Here is a 15469-nt window from a genome sequence, read left to right as displayed (position 1 = left end):
TCCGGCCGGCTCTTACAAGCCGGCTGGCCAGCGTTCAACGGCCGCCGTCGTCGTTGGGGTCGGTCAGCGGCGCCGCCTGCTCGGCCTCGCGCTTCGCCTGCCGCTTCTCTGCCGCATAGTTGCGCGCGGCAACGATCGCACAGCCCGTCTGGCCGCCGGTACCGACCGGCGAGCAGGTGTTCGGCAGCCCGCCCGCGACCCGCCCGACCTGATCCACCGCCGCGGCACGGTTCACCCAGCTCTGATTCTGCGCCGGGATCTCGGGCGGCGTGCGCAGTTCCTTGGGCACACGATACTGTTCGTTGGGATTGATCCGGCTGCACACCACGATCTCGTCCGCCGCCGCCTTGGGACATTGCTCGGCTCCCTGCAGCGTCACCTGCCGGATACGCTGCGGCGGCTGCCCGGTCTCGGCCTGCGAGAAGTCCTGCATCGGTGCGTCCTGCGCCTGGGCAGATGCGGCGGCGGGAAGCACGAACGCCGCCGCGAGCAGCGGCGCGAGAACGGAAGCACGAACGGCGATGAGCGGGCGGAACATGGGGGCGACCTCCTGGGGTGATTCGGTAACGATCACCACGCGCGCTTTATCCCTCCCCAACATATCGTCACAATTGCGGCGATCGCACGACGCCGCGCAGTTCCCTACGTCGGCTCCTTATGCCGGGGGTTGCGGGCAGGACATTGCGGGCTGAACATTGCGGGCTGGGCGCATTCGGCTATGGCGGACGCGCCATGATCCTGGTCATCGACAATTACGACAGCTTTACCTGGAACCTCGTCCATTACCTGATGGAGCTGGGGGCCGAAGTGCGCGTCGAGCGCAACGACGCGATGAGCGCGGCGGACGCGCTCGCCTCCAACGCCACTGGTTTTCTGGTGTCGCCTGGGCCGTGCACGCCGAACGAGGCGGGGATCAGCCTCGATCTCGTCGCCGCCTGTGCCGAGAGCCGGCGGCCGCTGCTCGGCGTGTGCCTCGGCCACCAGGCGATCGGCCAGCATTTCGGCGGGCGCGTGGTGCGCGGCGGGCTGATGCACGGCAAGACCAGCGCGATCGAGCATGACGCGACCGGCGTGTTCGCCGGCCTGCCCTCCCCCTTCACCGCCACGCGCTACCACTCGCTCGTCGTGGAGGACGTACCCGACGTGCTCGTCCCCAACGCCACGGCGGCGGACGGATCGGTGATGGGGCTGCGTCACCGCGAGCTGCCGATCCACGGCGTGCAATTCCATCCCGAGAGCATCGCCACTGAGCACGGGCACGATCTGCTCGCCAATTTCGTCGCGCTCACCGGCGCCAAGGGCACCAGATGACGACGATCGCGCTGCTGCCGGACCCGTCCACCCCGCTGTCGCACGAGAGCGCGCGTGCCGCGTTCGCCGACATCCTCGACGGCCGCGCGAGCGAGGAGGCGATCGCGACTTTCCTCGTCGATCTGTCGGCACGCGGCGAGACGTCGATCGAGATCGCCGAGGCGGCGCGCGCGCTGCGCGAACGGCTGGTGCCGATCAGCGCGCCGGCGGGCGCGATCGACGTCTGCGGCACCGGCGGCGACGGGCACCACACGCTCAACGTGTCGACCGCGGTCAGCCTCGTCGTCGCGGCGTGCGGCGTACCGGTGGCGAAGCACGGCAACCGCGCCGCCTCGTCGAAGGCAGGTGCGGCCGACACGCTCGAGGCGCTCGGGCTCGACATGGATCGCGCCGGCGCGCTCGCCGAGGAGACGCTGAACGAACTCGGCATCTGTTTCCTCTTCGCCGCCAACCATCATCCCGCGATGGCGCGGATCACGCCGATCCGCCGGCGCATCGGCAAGCGGACGATCTTCAATCTGATGGGCCCGCTTGCCAACCCGGCGCACGTCACGCGCCAGCTGATCGGCATCGCCCGGCCCGATTACGCCCCCGTCTATGCCGAGGCGCTCGAACAGCTCGGGACCGAGGCCGCGCTGGTGGTGTCGGGCGAGGAAGGGCTCGACGAGGTATCTGGCGCCGGGCCGACGATCGCCGTGTCGATCGGCGACGTGTCCTTGCCCGGCCGCATCGCGCCCGAGGATGCCGGCGTTTCGCGTCATCCGATCGCGGCGATCCGCGGCGGCGATCCGGCGCACAACGCCGCCGCGCTCCACGCGCTGCTTGGCGGGGAGAAGGGCGCGTATCGCGACGCGGTGCTGCTCAACGCCGCCACCGCGCTCGCGCTCGTCGGCGAACCGCTAGAAACTGGCGCGCAGCGCGCCGCCGAGGCGATCGACAGCGGCGCCGCACGCGATCTTCTCGACCGTTGGATTCGATGGGCATGAGCGGCGGGATGACGATCCTCGACACGATCCTCGCGACGAAGCGCGAAGAGGTCGCCGCGCGGCGGCAGATGCACTCGTTCGCCGATCTTGACGCGCGCGCCGCCGGACAGACGGCGCCGCGCGGGTTCAAGGCTGCGCTCGATCGCGTGATCACCGCTGAGGGCACGGCGCCCGCCTATGCGCTGATCGCCGAGATCAAAAAGGCAAGCCCGTCGAAGGGACTGATCCGCGCCGATTTCGATCCGCCCGCGCACGCCCGCGCCTATGCGGAAGGCGGCGCGACCTGCCTGTCGATCCTCACCGACCGCAACTATTTCCAAGGACACGAGGACTATCTGATCGCCGCCCGCGCGGCATGCGACCTGCCCGTGATCCGCAAGGACTTTCTGGTCGATCCCTGGCAGGTGGCCGAAGCGCGCGCGATCGGCGCCGACGCGATCCTCGTCATTATGAGCGCGCTCGACGCCGCCGCCGCGGCGGAGATCGAGGCGGCGGCGATCGAGCGCGGCATGGACGTGCTGGTCGAGGTGCACGACGCCGACGAGCTCGAGCGTGCGCTTCGCCTTCGCTCGCGCCTGATCGGCGTCAACAACCGCAATCTGCGCGATTTCTCGGTCAGCTTCGATCGCACCTATGAACTCGTCGGGCACGCGCCGGCGGGCTGCACCTTCGTCGCCGAAAGCGGGCTCAACACGCGCGCTGATCTCGATGCGATGGCGGCGCATGGCGTGCGCGCCTTTCTGATTGGCGAATCGCTGATGCGGCAAGACGATATCGCCGCCGCGACGCGCGCGCTCGTCGCATGAGCCGCCTCACCCACCTCGACGACGCGGGCGCCGCGCGGATGGTCGACGTCGGCGGCAAGGTGGAGACGGTGCGCGAGGCTGTCGCCGAGGGGCGGATCACGATGGCACACGAGGCCGCGCGCGCAATCGCCGACGGCGCGGTGGCGAAGGGCGACGTGCTCGCCGTCGCGCGCGTCGCGGGGATCATGGCGGCGAAGCGCACCAGCGAGCTGATCCCGCTGTGTCACCCACTACCGCTGACCAAGGTGTCGATCGATCTCACCGTCGAGACGGACGGGGTCGCCGCGACCGCGACGGTGGCCACCGCCGGGCGCACCGGGGTGGAGATGGAGGCGCTCACCGCGGTCTCCACCGCGCTGCTGACGATCTACGATATGGGCAAGGCGATCGACAAGCGGATGACGATCGGCGGCATTCGCTTGCTGACCAAGACGGGCGGCAAATCGGGCGACTTCATCGCCTGACGTACCGGCAGTCGGGTGACGCTATACGCCCGGCGGCGACGTCCGCTGTAAGTTTGGAGAACAAGCGGGTGCGTGACCCGCCCGTCGTCCGCCTTCGCCTCATCGTCACCCACCGACGACCGGCGGCCCCGACGCATCTAGCCGTCAGCGCCGGCGCCGGCCCCCCGCTGGCGCCCCGATCAGGTGGAAGCGCGTCTGCCGCCCGTCGATGTAGCGCACTTGGCGGCCGTCGAACCACGCGTCCTCCTCCAGCCGGAACGGCACGTCCTGCCCGCCCCACTCGGGCACCTTGTGCATCGCCAACAGCTCGATCGACCATGCCGTCATGGGCCGCACCGGATGGTCCCCGCGCGGCGAGGGCTGCTGATCGTCCCAGAAACCGATCGCGCTGCCCGCGGCGTGGCCGTGATAGCCGATCGGATGCGAGTAGATCGTCGGCCGCAGCCCCTTCGCGATCGCCGCGCTGCGCGCCGCCGCGAGGATCTGATTGCCGGTGAGGCCGGTGCGATACGCGCCGGTCACCGCATCCTGCACGCCGTTCGCCGCCGCCAGCCCGTCGCGCAAGCCCTGCGGCGCCGCTCGCTCGCCAGGCCGCAGGACATAGGCGAGGTGCTGCGTATCAGTGTTGAGCCCCATGTACGTGATGCCGAAATCGACCCACAGCATGTCGCCCGACCGGATCACCTCGTTGCCGCCGAGTCCCCCTGAGCCGCGCCGGAAGATCGCGACCGACGGCTGGAACCAGGTGGCGAGCTTCAGCCCCGCGATCCGCTCGCGATACCACCAGACGAGGTCGGCGGCGGTGGTGCGCCCCGGCGTCACCGCCTGCGTCGAGAAGCCCTGCGCGATGATCGCATGCGCCAACCGCACGATCTCGGGATAGCGTGCCATCTCCGCCGGGGTGCGCGTCTCCAGCCAGTTGATCGCCAGCGCCCCCGCCGGCACGATCCGCTTCGCATCGTCGCCGAGCGCGGCAGCGAGTTCGTCATACTGGCTCTTGGTCAGCCCATCGCCGAACGCGCTCGCGGGCGAGACGTTTACGGCGATGCGGCGCGGCCGCCGCTCGCGCACGATCTCGGCGAGCCGCTGCCACTGGTCGGGCTGCGTCTCGGGCTTCCACGCCGCCTCGAACAGCCCCGCGAGCCCGTAGCGGCTGACGGTGAAGCGCTCGACCGGCCGGCCCTGCCCCGGATCGAAGAACACCAGGATCGTACGCCGCCGGGCGTGGAAACTCTCCGCGTCGAGCATCGTCGAGAGCACTGGATCCTCGGCATATTCGCGCGCGACGAGGATCCACATGTCGACCTTGTTCTCGCGCATCAGCGCCGGCACCAGCCGGTCGAGCCGCTCGCGCAGCCAGCCGTCGCGGATCCGCGCCTGCTCGCGCAGCGGCAGCACCGCGGGAGCGACCGGCGACAGCGTCTCCGCCTGATCGAACGCCGGCGGTGCACCCGCCGACCGCCCGCCGGCCATCTGCGCCCCCGCCCCTGCCGCTACCAGTCCCGCGAGCGCCGCCGCCATCCACCGCCGCATGTCCATGTCCCCCGTTTTCGTTCGTTGCTTCCGGCCTAGCCGATCAGGCTGTCACTCGCGCGTCGAATCTGTCACCCCGCGCGGTGATGACCGAGCTTCTTCCCGTTGCCGAAGCGCAGGCGCGCCTGCTCGCCGGCTTCGCCCCTGTCGCCACCGAAACCCTGCCGATCGTCGCCGCCGCCGGCCGCTGGTGTGCGGCTGATCTTCACGCGCGTCGTACGCAGCCCGCGCGCGACCTGTCGGCGATGGACGGCTATGCGCTGCGCTTCGCCGATCTGCCCGGCCCGTGGCAGGTGATCGGCGAGAGCGCTGCTGGGCGGCCGTTCGACGGCAGCGTCGGCGCGGGCGAGGCGGTGCGCATCTTCACCGGCGCCGCGCTGCCCGACGGGGCCGATACGGTGATGGTGCAGGAGGAAGCGGTGCGCGACGGCGCGACGCTGATCCTCGACGGCGAAGGGCCGCTGCGCCAGGGCGGCAACGTCCGCCGCCGCGGGCTCGACTTCGCCGAGGGCGACGTGCTGGCGACCGGCGGCGAGCGGCTGACGCCCGCCCGCCTCGCCGTCGCGGCGACCGGCGGAGTCGACAGTGTCACCGTGCACCGCCGCGTCCGCGTCGCGATCGCCGCCACGGGCGACGAGCTGGTCGATCCGGGCAGCGATGCCGGCCCTGACGCGCTGCCCGAATCGAACCGCCTGCTGCTGCGCGCGCTGCTCGCCGATCTGCCGGTCGAGATCGTTGACCTCGGCATCCTGCCCGATCGGCTCGACGCCCTCACCGCCGCCTTCGCCGCGGTCGGCGCCGACCTCCTCGTCACCACCGGCGGCGCGTCGGTCGGCGATCACGATCTCGTCCGGCCCGCGCTGCTTGGCGCCGGGGCGACGATCGACTTCTGGCGCGTCGCGCTGCGCCCGGGCAAGCCGCTGATGGCTGGCCGGCGCGGGCAGATGGCGGTGCTCGGCCTACCGGGAAATCCGGTTTCCGCGTTCGTCACCGCGCTGCTCTTCGTCAAGCCGCTGATCGCGCGGCTTGGCGGCGCGGCAAATCCGCTTCCCGCGACGACGCACGCGATCCTGGGCGAGCCGCTGCCCGCCAACGGCCCGCGCACCGACTATATGCGCGCGGGGCTGCGAGACGGGCGCGCGTTCGTCGCTAGCATTCAGGACAGTTCGATGCTGCTGACGCTCGCGCGCGCCGACTGCTTGGTCGTGCGTCCGCCGCACGATCCCGCGCGCGCGGTGGGCGACTCGGCGGAAATCCTCATGATCGCTTGACGCCGACTGATACGTTCCATAAAGGTTCTTCGTCTGTTCACGGCGGAGAAGGTGCGATGCTTACTAGGAAGCAGCACGAGCTGATCTGTTTCATCAGCGATCGGTTGGAAGATACCGGCGTATCGCCGTCGTTCGAGGAAATGAAGGAGGCGCTCGACCTCAAGTCGAAGTCGGGCGTGCACCGGCTGATCTCGGCGCTCGAGGAGCGCGGTTTCCTTCGCCGCCTGCCCAACCGCGCGCGCGCGCTCGAAGTGCTCAAGATGCCCGAACGGACCGATGGTAAGCGTACCGCCGCCGCCCCGTCGACGCGGCGCATCCTGCCTGAACCTGCCAACGACGTGGTCGAGGTACCGCTGCACGGCCGGATCGCCGCGGGCGTACCGATCGAGGCGTTCGAGGGCGCGACGTCGCTTCCCGTCCCCGCCGCGCTGCTCGGCTCGGGCGAACATTTCGCACTTGAGGTCGCGGGCGATTCGATGGTCGAGGCGGGCATCCTCGACGGCGATTTCGCGCTAATTCGCAAGCAGGACGTGGCGCGTGACGGCGAGATCGTCGTGGCGCTGATCGAGGACAGCGAGGCGACGCTGAAGTATTTCCGTCGCGAGGGCGCGATGATCCGGCTCGATCCTGCCAACCGTGCCTACGATCCGCAGCGCTACGCCCCCGCGCAGGTCCGCGTGCAGGGCAAGCTCGCCGGTATCCTGCGCCGCTATTCCTGATCGTCCGCTCGCTGCGAGTTCCGCTCGATTGCGGAAGCTCGTACGCACGTAACGTCGAGATCTGCGGCCTGCAGCGTTCGCGTCGCGGCCGTCGCTCGCCATAATCCAGCGCGTTGAGGCGCGCTATGATCGTTCTATCGAGGACGAGCTTACGGCACAGGCGCCGTGTCTGGTTCTCGCGGTGCGTGATCAATCGGATCGCGCGCCGGGCGCCTTTCTCCAAAGCGCTTCGACCGCTCGCGATAGCCGCCTTTCCGCGACGGACCTGCGTCTAACGCAAGCGCCGCCGCCGTCACCCACGGGTGGCGATCCCCCGCCTGCCGCACCGTCACCACTCGGCCGCTCGCCAGTGTCAAGGCGACGCCGCCGGTCCGCGCCAGCGTCGCCCGGTCGAGGCGAAGCCAGCGCGGCGTGCAGCCGCGCAGTAGGCGGCGCTCGCTAATCACGATGTCCGCCGAACGGCACGCCGCAATCAGCTCGCCCGCCGGAACGAGATAGGCGCTGCGCGTCGCCAGGATGCGCCAGCGCCGTCCGCCCCGGATCACGTCCGCGCGGCACAAATCGCGCGAGCATTGCGCCTCGCGCTGCGCCGATAGCAGCACGGGCTCGTCGTCGCTTCCGCCATTCTCTGCCAGCATGTCGCGCGCGTAATCCCCCGCGCGGTCACGCAACAGCGCCACCCGCCCGCCGTCGACGCGCAGCGCGACATGACGGCCGTCGCCCGTCACCAGCAGATCGGGCGGCGGGGTCGCGAGCGCCCATGCCGCGCCGACTGCCAGCGCCAGCAGCCCGAGCCGCCGCCAGCGCGTGCGCCACAGCTCGAGCCACAGTCCGCCCGCAACCATCAGCGCGAACGCGCCGTGCGGCATCGCGGGCAACGCGGCCACTGCGCCCGGCGCCGCGGCGACGGTGCGCGCGATCCACAGCAGCGCGCCGAGCGCGTGACCCGCGAGCCACCACGCGGGCGCGCCGGCGCCGACGACGTCGAGCGCGAGCGCCGCCGCCTCCAGCGGCATGGCGACGAACGTCGTGAGTGGGATCGCGACGATGTTGGCGAGCGCACCGTAGATCCCGGCCTTGTGGAAATGGAACACCGCGATCGGCAGCAGCGCGAATTCGACCGCGACGCCGGTGAGCAGCAGCGACCCGGGTCCGCGCAGCATCCGTGCGATCAGACCTTCCTCGCGCGGGCCGAACCAGCCGCGCACGCGCGGATGCTCGGCAAGCGCGATGATCGCGGTCACCGCCGCGAACGACAGCTGGAAACTCGGCCCCGCGAGCGACTCGGGCCAGAGCAGCAGGACGATAAGCGCGCCCGCGGCGACTAGTCGCAGCGTCAGCGCCTCGCGGCCCAGCGCCAGCGCGACGAGCACCAGCAGCGCCGCGACGCAGCTGCGGATCGTCGGCACCTCGCTGCCCGTCAGCCAGGTATAGCCGACCGCCGTCGCCGCGGCGATCGCGGCGGCGAGCAGCGGCACCCGCCCCGTCAGCGCCAGCCGCGTGTTGAGCGCGAGCAGCCGGGCGGCGAGCAGCATCGTCAGCCCGACGACGGCGGTGATGTGCAGCCCGCTCACCGACAGGAGGTGCGCGAGCCCGGAGCGGCGCATTGCCTCCTGGTCCTCCTCCGCGATCCCGCCGGTGTCGCCGGTGGCGAGCGCCGCCGCGATCCCGCCCGCGCTTCCCGCCAATTGTGCCTGGATGTGGCGCGACAGCCGCGCGCGCAGCGGCTCGCCGTTCGTGCCCCCCGATACGATCGCCGGCTTGCCCAGCGCGCGTCCGGTTGCGCCGATGCCGTCGAACCACGCGACGCGCGCGAAATCAAAGGCGCCGGGAACCGCTGGCGGCGGCGGCGGCATCAGCCGCACGCGCAGCGCGATCCGTGCGTCGGGTGCAAGCGCAGCGGGTGCGTCGGTGAGCGCGATGTTGACTCGGATGCGCGTCGGTGTTGGGCGCGGCGTGTGGCCCTGCCATGCGAGGTCGGTCAGCCGCACGCGGACGATCTCTCTCGCCGGCAGCCGATCGACGCGCTCGACGCGTGCCGTCAGCCGCGCGATCGCGGGGCGCGTGAGGACCGGCGCCGCCGCACGCTCGGCACGCCACCAAACGAGCGACAGCCCGAGTGCGAAGGCGAGCGCCCCGATCGTGACCGCCCGCCCGGCGCGCCCGCCCCGCCCCAGTGCCGCCGCGAACAGCGCGGTCGCCCCCGCCGCGAGCAGTGCGGCGCGCCAGGTCACTGCATCGGGCAGCAGGAACCACGCCGCCACGCCGGCGCCCAGCGCCACCGGCAGCCACAGCACCAGCTGATCGCGCTCGGCCTCCAGCCACGCCTCGAGCCGCGCCCGCGCGGTTTGAAGCCCGCGAAGGTGCATGCTAGGGGGCTGCGCGGCCATCGTCGCCATCTCGAATCCAGCCTGGGAGCAAGCGCGCTTGAGCGCAACCACCGATCCTGCCGGCACCCCTGCCGCTCCTGTAGTCACGCGCTTCGCCCCGTCGCCGACGGGCTTCCTGCATCTCGGCGGCGCGCGCACCGCGCTGTTCAACTTGCTCTACGCCCGCCACCACGGCGGCAAGTTCCTGCTTCGGATCGAGGACACCGACCGTGCGCGCTCGACGCAGCCGGCGATCGAGGCGATCCTCTCGGGCATGCGCTGGCTCGGCCTGGATTGGGACGGCGACGAGGTCTATCAGTCGACCCGCGCCGATCGCCACGCGGCGGTCGCCCACGCGATGGTCGAAGCGGGCGCTGCCTACCGCTGCTACATGACCGCCGCGGAGATCGACGCGATGCGCGCCGAGGCGCAGGCGAAGAAGCAGCCGCTGCGCATCCGCTCGCCGTGGCGCGACAAGACCAACGACGATCCCGCCGCCTCCTATGTCGTCCGTCTGAAGGCGCCTACGGAAGGCGCGACGACGATCGACGATCGCGTGCAGGGCAGCGTCACCGTGCAGAACGCCGAGCTCGACGATCTCGTCCTGCTCCGCTCGGACGGTACGCCGACCTACATGCTCGCGGTGGTAGTCGACGATCACGACATGGGCGTCACGCACATCATCCGCGGCGACGATCATCTCAACAACGCCTTCCGCCAGCTGCCGATCATCCGCGCGATGGACGCGATCGAGGGCAATTGGCCAGATCCGGTCTACGCGCACATCCCGCTGATCCACGGCAGCGACGGCGCCAAGCTGTCGAAGCGCCACGGCGCGGTCGGCATCGAGGCGTATCGCGACGAGCTCGGCATCCTGCCCGAAGCGCTCGACAACTATTTGCTGCGGCTCGGCTGGGGCCATGGCGATGCCGAGATCATCAGCCGCGCGCAGGCGATCGAGTGGTTCGATCTGGCACATGTCGGCAAGTCGCCGTCGCGCTTCGACCTGAAGAAGCTCGAGAACTTGAACGGCCACTATATCCGCGCCGCCGACGATGCGCGGCTCGCCGATCTCGTCGCCGCGACGCTCGGCCTAGACGCGGGCGATCCGCGTCGCGCGCTGATCGCGCGGGCGATGCCGGCGCTTAAGCCGCGCGCGGCGAACGTCAACGATCTCGCCGACGGCGCCGGCTTCCTCCTCGCCGCGCGCCCGCTGTCGATCGCCGACGATGCCGCGCCACTGCTGGCGGGCGATGCACGCGGCACACTCACGCGGGTGCACGCTGCGCTTGACGCGCTGGACGAGTGGGATACGGAGACGCTCGAAGAAGCGGTGCGGCAGGTCGCCGAGGCGCTGGGCTTGAAGCTCGGCCAGGTCGCCCAGCCGCTCCGTGTCGCACTCACCGGCCGGCGCACCTCGCCGGGGATTTTCGACGTGCTCGTATTGCTCGGGCGTGACGAGAGCCTCGCCCGGATCGCAGATCAGACGGCCGCCCAGGGGAAGGACCAAGACCGATGACCGACGCCAAGCTTTCGATCGCCGAGAAGGACTTCGCCTACCCGGTATTGTCCGGCAGCGTCGGCCCGGACGTGGTCGACATCCGCAAGATGTACGGCCAGACCGGCGCCTTCACCTACGATCCGGGCTTTACCTCGACCGCATCGTGCCAGTCGAAGCTGACCTATATCGACGGTGACGAGGGCGTGCTGCTGCACCGCGGCTACGCGATCGGCGAGCTCGCCGAACAGTCGAGCTTCATGGAGGTCGCCTATCTCCTGCTCAACGGCGAGCTGCCGTCGGGCGACGAGCTCAACACCTTCGAGACGACGATCACGCGCCACACGATGCTGCACGAGCAGCTCGCGACCTTCTATCGCGGCTTCCGCCGCGATGCGCACCCGATGGCGATCATGTGCGGCGTCGTCGGCGCGCTGAGCGCCTTCTACCACGATTCGACCGACATCGCCGATCCGCAGCAGCGCATGATCGCGTCACACCGGCTGATCGCCAAGATGCCGACGATCGCGGCGATGGCGTACAAATACAGCGTCGGCCAGCCGTTCCTCTATCCCGACAATTCGCTGTCCTACACCGGCAACTTCCTGCGCATGACGTTCGGCGTGCCGGCCGAGGCGTATGAGGTGCATCCGGCGGTCGAGAAGGCGATGGACCGGATCTTCATCCTCCACGCCGATCACGAGCAGAACGCCTCCACCTCGACGGTACGGCTCGCCGGCTCGTCGGGCGCCAATCCGTTCGCGTGCATCGCGGCGGGCATCGCCTGCCTGTGGGGCCCGTCGCACGGCGGCGCCAACGAGGCCGCGCTCAACATGCTCAAGGAAATCGGCACGCCCGATCGCATCCCTGAGTTCATCGGCCGCGCGAAGGACAAGAACGATCCGTTCCGCCTGATGGGCTTCGGCCACCGCGTGTACAAGAATTACGATCCGCGCGCGACGGTGATGCAGAAGACGGTGCGCGAGGTGTTCGACGCGCTCAAGGTCGACGATCCGCTGTTCGAGACCGCGCTGCGGCTCGAGGAACTCGCGCTCAACGACGATTATTTCGTCGAGAAGAAGCTGTTCCCGAACGTCGATTTCTATTCGGGCGTGATCCTCTCCGCAATCGGCTTCCCGACGTCGATGTTCACCGCACTGTTCGCGCTCGCCCGCACCGTCGGCTGGGTCGCGCAGTGGAACGAGATGATCACCGATCCCGATCAGAAGATCGGGCGCCCGCGCCAGCTGTACACCGGCCCGACGCAGCGCCCGTACGTTCCGGTCGCGCAGCGCTGACATGCGGCGGCGGCGCCCGGTGCTGTTCGCGCTGGGCGCGCTGCTGTTCCTCGTCGGCATGCTGTGGGTCGGCCAGGGGCTCGGCTACGTTCAGTGGCCGCGCTCGAGCTTCATGCTCGACCAGCGCGTCTGGGCCGATCGCGGCGCGATCACCGCGGCGATCGGGCTGATCGTGATCCTCGTCGCACGCCGGCTGCGGTAAGGCGCGCGACAGCTTCCGCACGCTATAGCGCCGCCACATGACGACGACGATCGATCGCCGCGCGCTGCTGCGCGGGGCTGCCTCGCTTGGCGGCGCGGCGCTGCTGCCCGCGGTGCCCGGCTGGGCGCAACCCATGTCGGCGGGGCTCGCCGCATCCCCCGGCACGGGGCCGGCGGCGCTCACCGGCAGCGACATCCGCCTGCGCATCGCGCACCAGACGATGACGGTCGACGGCCGAAGCGGCCACGCGATCGGCATCAACGGCAGCGCGCCCGCCCCGCTGATCCGCCTGCGCGAGGGCGAGACGGTGCGGCTCCACGTCGAGAACACGCTCGGCGAGGATAGCTCGATCCACTGGCATGGGCTGCTGCTGCCGTTCCACATGGATGGCGTGCCCGGCGTCAGCTTTCCCGGCATCGCGCCGCGCAGCACCTTTACTTACGATTTTCCGGTGATCCAGTCGGGTACCTATTGGTACCACAGCCACTCGGGGTTGCAGGAGCAGATGGGGCTCTACGGCCCGATCGTGATCGATCCCGCCGGCGCCGATCCGATCGTGTCGGATCGCGAGCATGTGATCATGCTGTCCGATCACAGCCGGCTCCACCCGCACGCGATCTTCCGCAAGCTCAAGCAACAGGGCGGATATTTCAATTACCAGAAGCAGACTCTCGCCGGCGTGCTCGCCGGGCGCGATCAGTCGGCGGGCGAGCGCGCGCGCTGGGGTGCGATGCGGATGGACCCGACCGACGTCGCGGACGTGACGGGCGCGACTTACACCTATCTCGTCAACGGCCATGGCCCGCGCGATAACTGGACCGGGCTGTTCGCGGTCGGCGAGCGCGTGCGGTTGCGGCTCGTCAACGCCTCGGCAATGACGACCTTCAACCTGCGCATCCCCGGGCTGCGGCTCACCGTGGTGCAGGCCGACGGGCTCCCCGTCCGCCCCGTCACCGTCGACGAACTGCAGATCGCGGTGGCGGAAACCTACGACGTGATCGTCGAGCCTGCCGAGAATCGCGCCTATACGCTCGTCGCCGAGAGCGTCGATCGCTCGGGCATGGCGCGCGCCACTCTGGCGCCACGCCCGGGCATGGTCGGCGCCGTCCCGCCGCTGCGCCGCCGTCCGCTCGCCGACATGAAGGACATGGGGATGGGAGGCATGGGCGCCGCGGCAACCCCCGCCGCAACGACCGCCCCAGCCGGCGGCACCGCAGCTGCTGATCCCGCCTGCCCGCCCGAACATGCCGCCATGGGTCACTGCACACCCAAGGCCGGCACGATGGATCACGCGGCGATGGGCCACGCCGCGACGGCTACCGATCACGCCGCGATGGGGCACGGCGGCGGGCAGCATGCGATGGACCATTCGATGCGTGATTTCACCAACGCGCCCGAGGTGGCCAAGACCCCAACGGTGCAGACGATTTCGCCGATGCCGGTCGATCGCACCGGTGAGCCGGGCCAGGGGCTCGACGACGTCGGACATCGCGTGCTCGTCTACCGCGATCTCGTCGCGCTCGAGCGCAATCCCGACGTGCGGCCGCCGACGCGGGAGATGCGCATCCACCTCACCGGCAACATGGAACGCTACATGTGGGCGTTCGACGGTAAAAAGCTGAACGAGGTCACCGCGCCGATCGCCTTCACCAAGGGTGAACGCGTGCGGATCACGCTCGTCAACGATACGATGATGGGGCACCCGATCCACCTTCACGGCCATTTCTTCGAACTCGTCACCGGTCACGGCGATCACGCGCCGCGCAAGCATACGGTGCAGGTGCAACCCGGCGGCACGGTGACCTTCGATCTCACCGCCGATGCGGTCGGCGACTGGGCGTTTCACTGCCATCTGCTCTACCACATGCACGCCGGGATGATGCAGGTCGTCAGCGTTCGCGAGGCTGCGGCATGACGCTGATCCCCGCGCCGGTCGCCGCCGCCCTCCTCCCGCTCGCCGCGCTGGTCTGGGCCGCCCCCGCCGCCGCGCAGGCCGACGGCCCGCCGCCGCACGCCGAGCGACCCGCAGTAGCCCCCGCCTGTTCGCCCGAGCACGCCGCGATGGGCCATTGTGTCACCGCCGCGTCCGCAACCCCGCTATCCTCGACACCGCCGCCGCCGGTGCCCGCCTGCGCGCCCGAGCACGCCGCGATGGGCCATTGCGTCTCCGCCGCACCCGAAACCCGGCTGTCCCCGGCACCGCCGCCGCCCGCCCCCGCCTGTCCGCCCGAGCACGCCGCGATGGGGCATTGCGTCGTCGCCGCACCCGCCAACCGCGCACCGCCGTCGACACCGCCACCCGCTCCCTATGCCGATCGCATCTGGGGCAGCGCCGCGATGGATCGCGCGCGCGCCACGCTGCGCCGTGAGCATGGCGGCGGCACCTTCTCGATGATCATGCTCAACCTCGCCGAAGCCTCGATCGCGCGCGGGCGCGACGGCTACCGCTGGAACGGCGAGGGATGGTTCGGCGCCGATGTCGATCGCTTCGTGATCAAGAGCGAAGGGGGCGGCCAGTTCGGCGAGCGTATCGACGAGGCCGAGATGCAGGCGCTCTACAGCCGCGCGATCGGGCCCTATTTCAACCTTCAGGCCGGGCTGCGGCAGGATCTTGGCACCGCGCCGCGGCGTACCTACGCGTCTCTCGGCATCGAGGGGCTCGCGCCCTATTGGTTCGACGTCGAGGGAACGCTGTTCCTGTCCGACCGCGGCGATCTGTTCGCGCGCGCGGAGGCCTATTACGACCAGCGCATCACGCAGCGGCTCGTGCTCCAGCCGCGTGTTGAGCTCAATTTCGCCGCGCAGGATGTCCGCGCGCAGCGCGTCGGCGCCGGCCTCACCGACGCCGAGCTTGGGCTGCGGCTGCGCTACGAAATCGCGCGCGAGTTCGCGCCCTACGCCGGTATCTCGTGGGAACGGCGGATCGGCGAGAGCGCACGGCTGACACGCGCGGCTGGCGAGGACCCCGGTGGGCTCGCCGGCGTGATCGGCGTGCGCGCCTGGTTCTAAATG

General features: G+C 70.3%; 14 protein-coding genes. 11 read left to right on the top strand and 3 right to left on the bottom strand.

What is annotated here, in order from left to right; translation table 11 throughout:
• Positions 1-34: 34 nt before the first annotated feature.
• Positions 35-538 (bottom strand): hypothetical protein, encoded by a 504-nt coding sequence (locus B7L05_RS12650; RefSeq protein WP_085810641.1) that lies wholly within the window; start codon positions 536-538, stop codon positions 35-37.
• 194 nt (positions 539-732) lie between these two features.
• Here B7L05_RS12650 and B7L05_RS12645 point away from each other — a divergent pair, with 194 nt between their 5' ends.
• From B7L05_RS12645 to moaC, 4 genes are read left to right on the top strand one after another with little or no spacing between them, the layout of a single operon-like run.
• On the top strand, positions 733-1311 hold the full coding sequence (locus B7L05_RS12645) for an aminodeoxychorismate/anthranilate synthase component II (RefSeq protein WP_085810640.1): 579 nt from the start codon (positions 733-735) through the stop codon (positions 1309-1311).
• A complete protein-coding gene (gene trpD / locus B7L05_RS12640; protein ID WP_085810639.1) occupies positions 1308-2297 on the top strand; it encodes an anthranilate phosphoribosyltransferase in 990 nt (329 codons plus the stop codon). Before B7L05_RS12645 ends, trpD begins: the two co-directional genes overlap by 4 nt.
• 8 nt (positions 2298-2305) lie before the next feature.
• The gene (trpC, locus tag B7L05_RS12635) at positions 2306-3103 is read left to right on the top strand and encodes an indole-3-glycerol phosphate synthase TrpC (RefSeq protein ID WP_085810735.1); all 798 of its coding nucleotides are present in this window, start codon (positions 2306-2308) and stop codon (positions 3101-3103) included.
• Positions 3100-3567 carry a cyclic pyranopterin monophosphate synthase MoaC gene (gene moaC / locus B7L05_RS12630; RefSeq protein ID WP_085810638.1) on the top strand — a complete coding sequence of 156 codons (468 nt, stop codon included), beginning with the start codon at positions 3100-3102 and terminating at the stop codon, positions 3565-3567. Before trpC ends, moaC begins: the two co-directional genes overlap by 4 nt.
• A gap of 144 nt (positions 3568-3711) precedes the next feature.
• Here the strand turns inward: moaC and B7L05_RS12625 are convergent, their stop codons facing one another.
• On the bottom strand, positions 3712-5106 hold the full coding sequence (locus B7L05_RS12625; RefSeq protein ID WP_256926721.1) for a M24 family metallopeptidase: 1395 nt from the start codon (positions 5104-5106) through the stop codon (positions 3712-3714).
• 80 nt (positions 5107-5186) lie between these two features.
• On the opposite strand from B7L05_RS12625, the gene B7L05_RS12620 reads away from it, so the two are divergent.
• The gene (locus B7L05_RS12620; protein WP_085810637.1) at positions 5187-6371 is read left to right on the top strand and encodes a molybdopterin molybdotransferase MoeA; all 1185 of its coding nucleotides are present in this window, start codon (positions 5187-5189) and stop codon (positions 6369-6371) included.
• Positions 6372-6427: 56 nt separating this feature from the next.
• The gene (gene lexA, locus B7L05_RS12615; protein WP_085810636.1) at positions 6428-7090 is read left to right on the top strand and encodes a transcriptional repressor LexA; all 663 of its coding nucleotides are present in this window, start codon (positions 6428-6430) and stop codon (positions 7088-7090) included.
• A 149-nt stretch (positions 7091-7239) separates the two neighbouring features.
• Here lexA and B7L05_RS12610 read toward each other — a convergent pair whose 3' ends face one another.
• Positions 7240-9480: a ComEC/Rec2 family competence protein gene (locus tag B7L05_RS12610; protein ID WP_256926725.1), complete on the bottom strand. Its 2241-nt coding sequence runs from the start codon at positions 9478-9480 to the stop codon at positions 7240-7242.
• Between the two features lie 37 nt (positions 9481-9517).
• Here B7L05_RS12610 and gltX point away from each other — a divergent pair, with 37 nt between their 5' ends.
• Genes gltX through B7L05_RS12585 form a run of 5 tightly spaced genes read left to right on the top strand, consistent with a single transcriptional unit; the run spans position 9518 to position 15466 of the window.
• Entirely contained in the window at positions 9518-10978 is a 1461-nt protein-coding gene (gltX, locus tag B7L05_RS12605; protein ID WP_375601261.1) for a glutamate--tRNA ligase, read from the top strand.
• A complete protein-coding gene (locus B7L05_RS12600) occupies positions 10975-12255 on the top strand; it encodes a citrate synthase (RefSeq protein WP_085810634.1) in 1281 nt (426 codons plus the stop codon). Before gltX ends, B7L05_RS12600 begins: the two co-directional genes overlap by 4 nt.
• A gap of 1 nt (position 12256) precedes the next feature.
• Positions 12257-12457, top strand: coding sequence for a hypothetical protein (locus B7L05_RS12595; protein ID WP_085810633.1), 201 nt, complete (start codon positions 12257-12259; stop codon positions 12455-12457).
• A gap of 37 nt (positions 12458-12494) precedes the next feature.
• Positions 12495-14372, top strand: coding sequence for a copper resistance system multicopper oxidase (locus B7L05_RS12590; RefSeq protein WP_085810632.1), 1878 nt, complete (start codon positions 12495-12497; stop codon positions 14370-14372).
• Positions 14369-15466, top strand: a complete 1098-nt coding sequence (locus B7L05_RS12585; protein ID WP_085810631.1) for a copper resistance protein B — start codon at positions 14369-14371, stop codon at positions 15464-15466. Before B7L05_RS12590 ends, B7L05_RS12585 begins: the two co-directional genes overlap by 4 nt.
• Positions 15467-15469: the final 3 nt, after the last annotated feature.

This window comes from Sphingomonas sp. TZW2008 (assembly GCF_002117915.1).
GTDB lineage: Bacteria > Pseudomonadota > Alphaproteobacteria > Sphingomonadales > Sphingomonadaceae > Sphingomonas.
Note: the sequence above shows the minus strand (reverse complement) of the source record. Positions and strands in the feature narration are given on the sequence as shown.

Excerpts from the sequence above, each read along its gene's own strand:
- trpC (WP_085810735.1), top strand. The coding sequence starts at position 2,306 with ATGACGATCCTCGACACGATCCTCGCGACGAAGCGCGAAGAGGTCGCC.
- B7L05_RS12595 (WP_085810633.1), top strand. The coding sequence starts at position 12,257 with ATGCGGCGGCGGCGCCCGGTGCTGTTCGCGCTGGGCGCGCTGCTGTTC.
- B7L05_RS12610 (WP_256926725.1), bottom strand. The coding sequence starts at position 9,480 with ATGGCCGCGCAGCCCCCTAGCATGCACCTTCGCGGGCTTCAAACCGCG.
- B7L05_RS12645 (WP_085810640.1), top strand. The coding sequence starts at position 733 with ATGATCCTGGTCATCGACAATTACGACAGCTTTACCTGGAACCTCGTC.
- lexA (WP_085810636.1), top strand. The coding sequence starts at position 6,428 with ATGCTTACTAGGAAGCAGCACGAGCTGATCTGTTTCATCAGCGATCGG.
- moaC (WP_085810638.1), top strand. The coding sequence starts at position 3,100 with ATGAGCCGCCTCACCCACCTCGACGACGCGGGCGCCGCGCGGATGGTC.
- B7L05_RS12600 (WP_085810634.1), top strand. The coding sequence starts at position 10,975 with ATGACCGACGCCAAGCTTTCGATCGCCGAGAAGGACTTCGCCTACCCG.
- B7L05_RS12650 (WP_085810641.1), bottom strand. The coding sequence starts at position 538 with ATGTTCCGCCCGCTCATCGCCGTTCGTGCTTCCGTTCTCGCGCCGCTG.
- trpD (WP_085810639.1), top strand. The coding sequence starts at position 1,308 with ATGACGACGATCGCGCTGCTGCCGGACCCGTCCACCCCGCTGTCGCAC.
- B7L05_RS12590 (WP_085810632.1), top strand. The coding sequence starts at position 12,495 with ATGACGACGACGATCGATCGCCGCGCGCTGCTGCGCGGGGCTGCCTCG.
- B7L05_RS12625 (WP_256926721.1), bottom strand. The coding sequence starts at position 5,106 with ATGGACATGCGGCGGTGGATGGCGGCGGCGCTCGCGGGACTGGTAGCG.
- B7L05_RS12585 (WP_085810631.1), top strand. The coding sequence starts at position 14,369 with ATGACGCTGATCCCCGCGCCGGTCGCCGCCGCCCTCCTCCCGCTCGCC.
- B7L05_RS12620 (WP_085810637.1), top strand. The coding sequence starts at position 5,187 with ATGACCGAGCTTCTTCCCGTTGCCGAAGCGCAGGCGCGCCTGCTCGCC.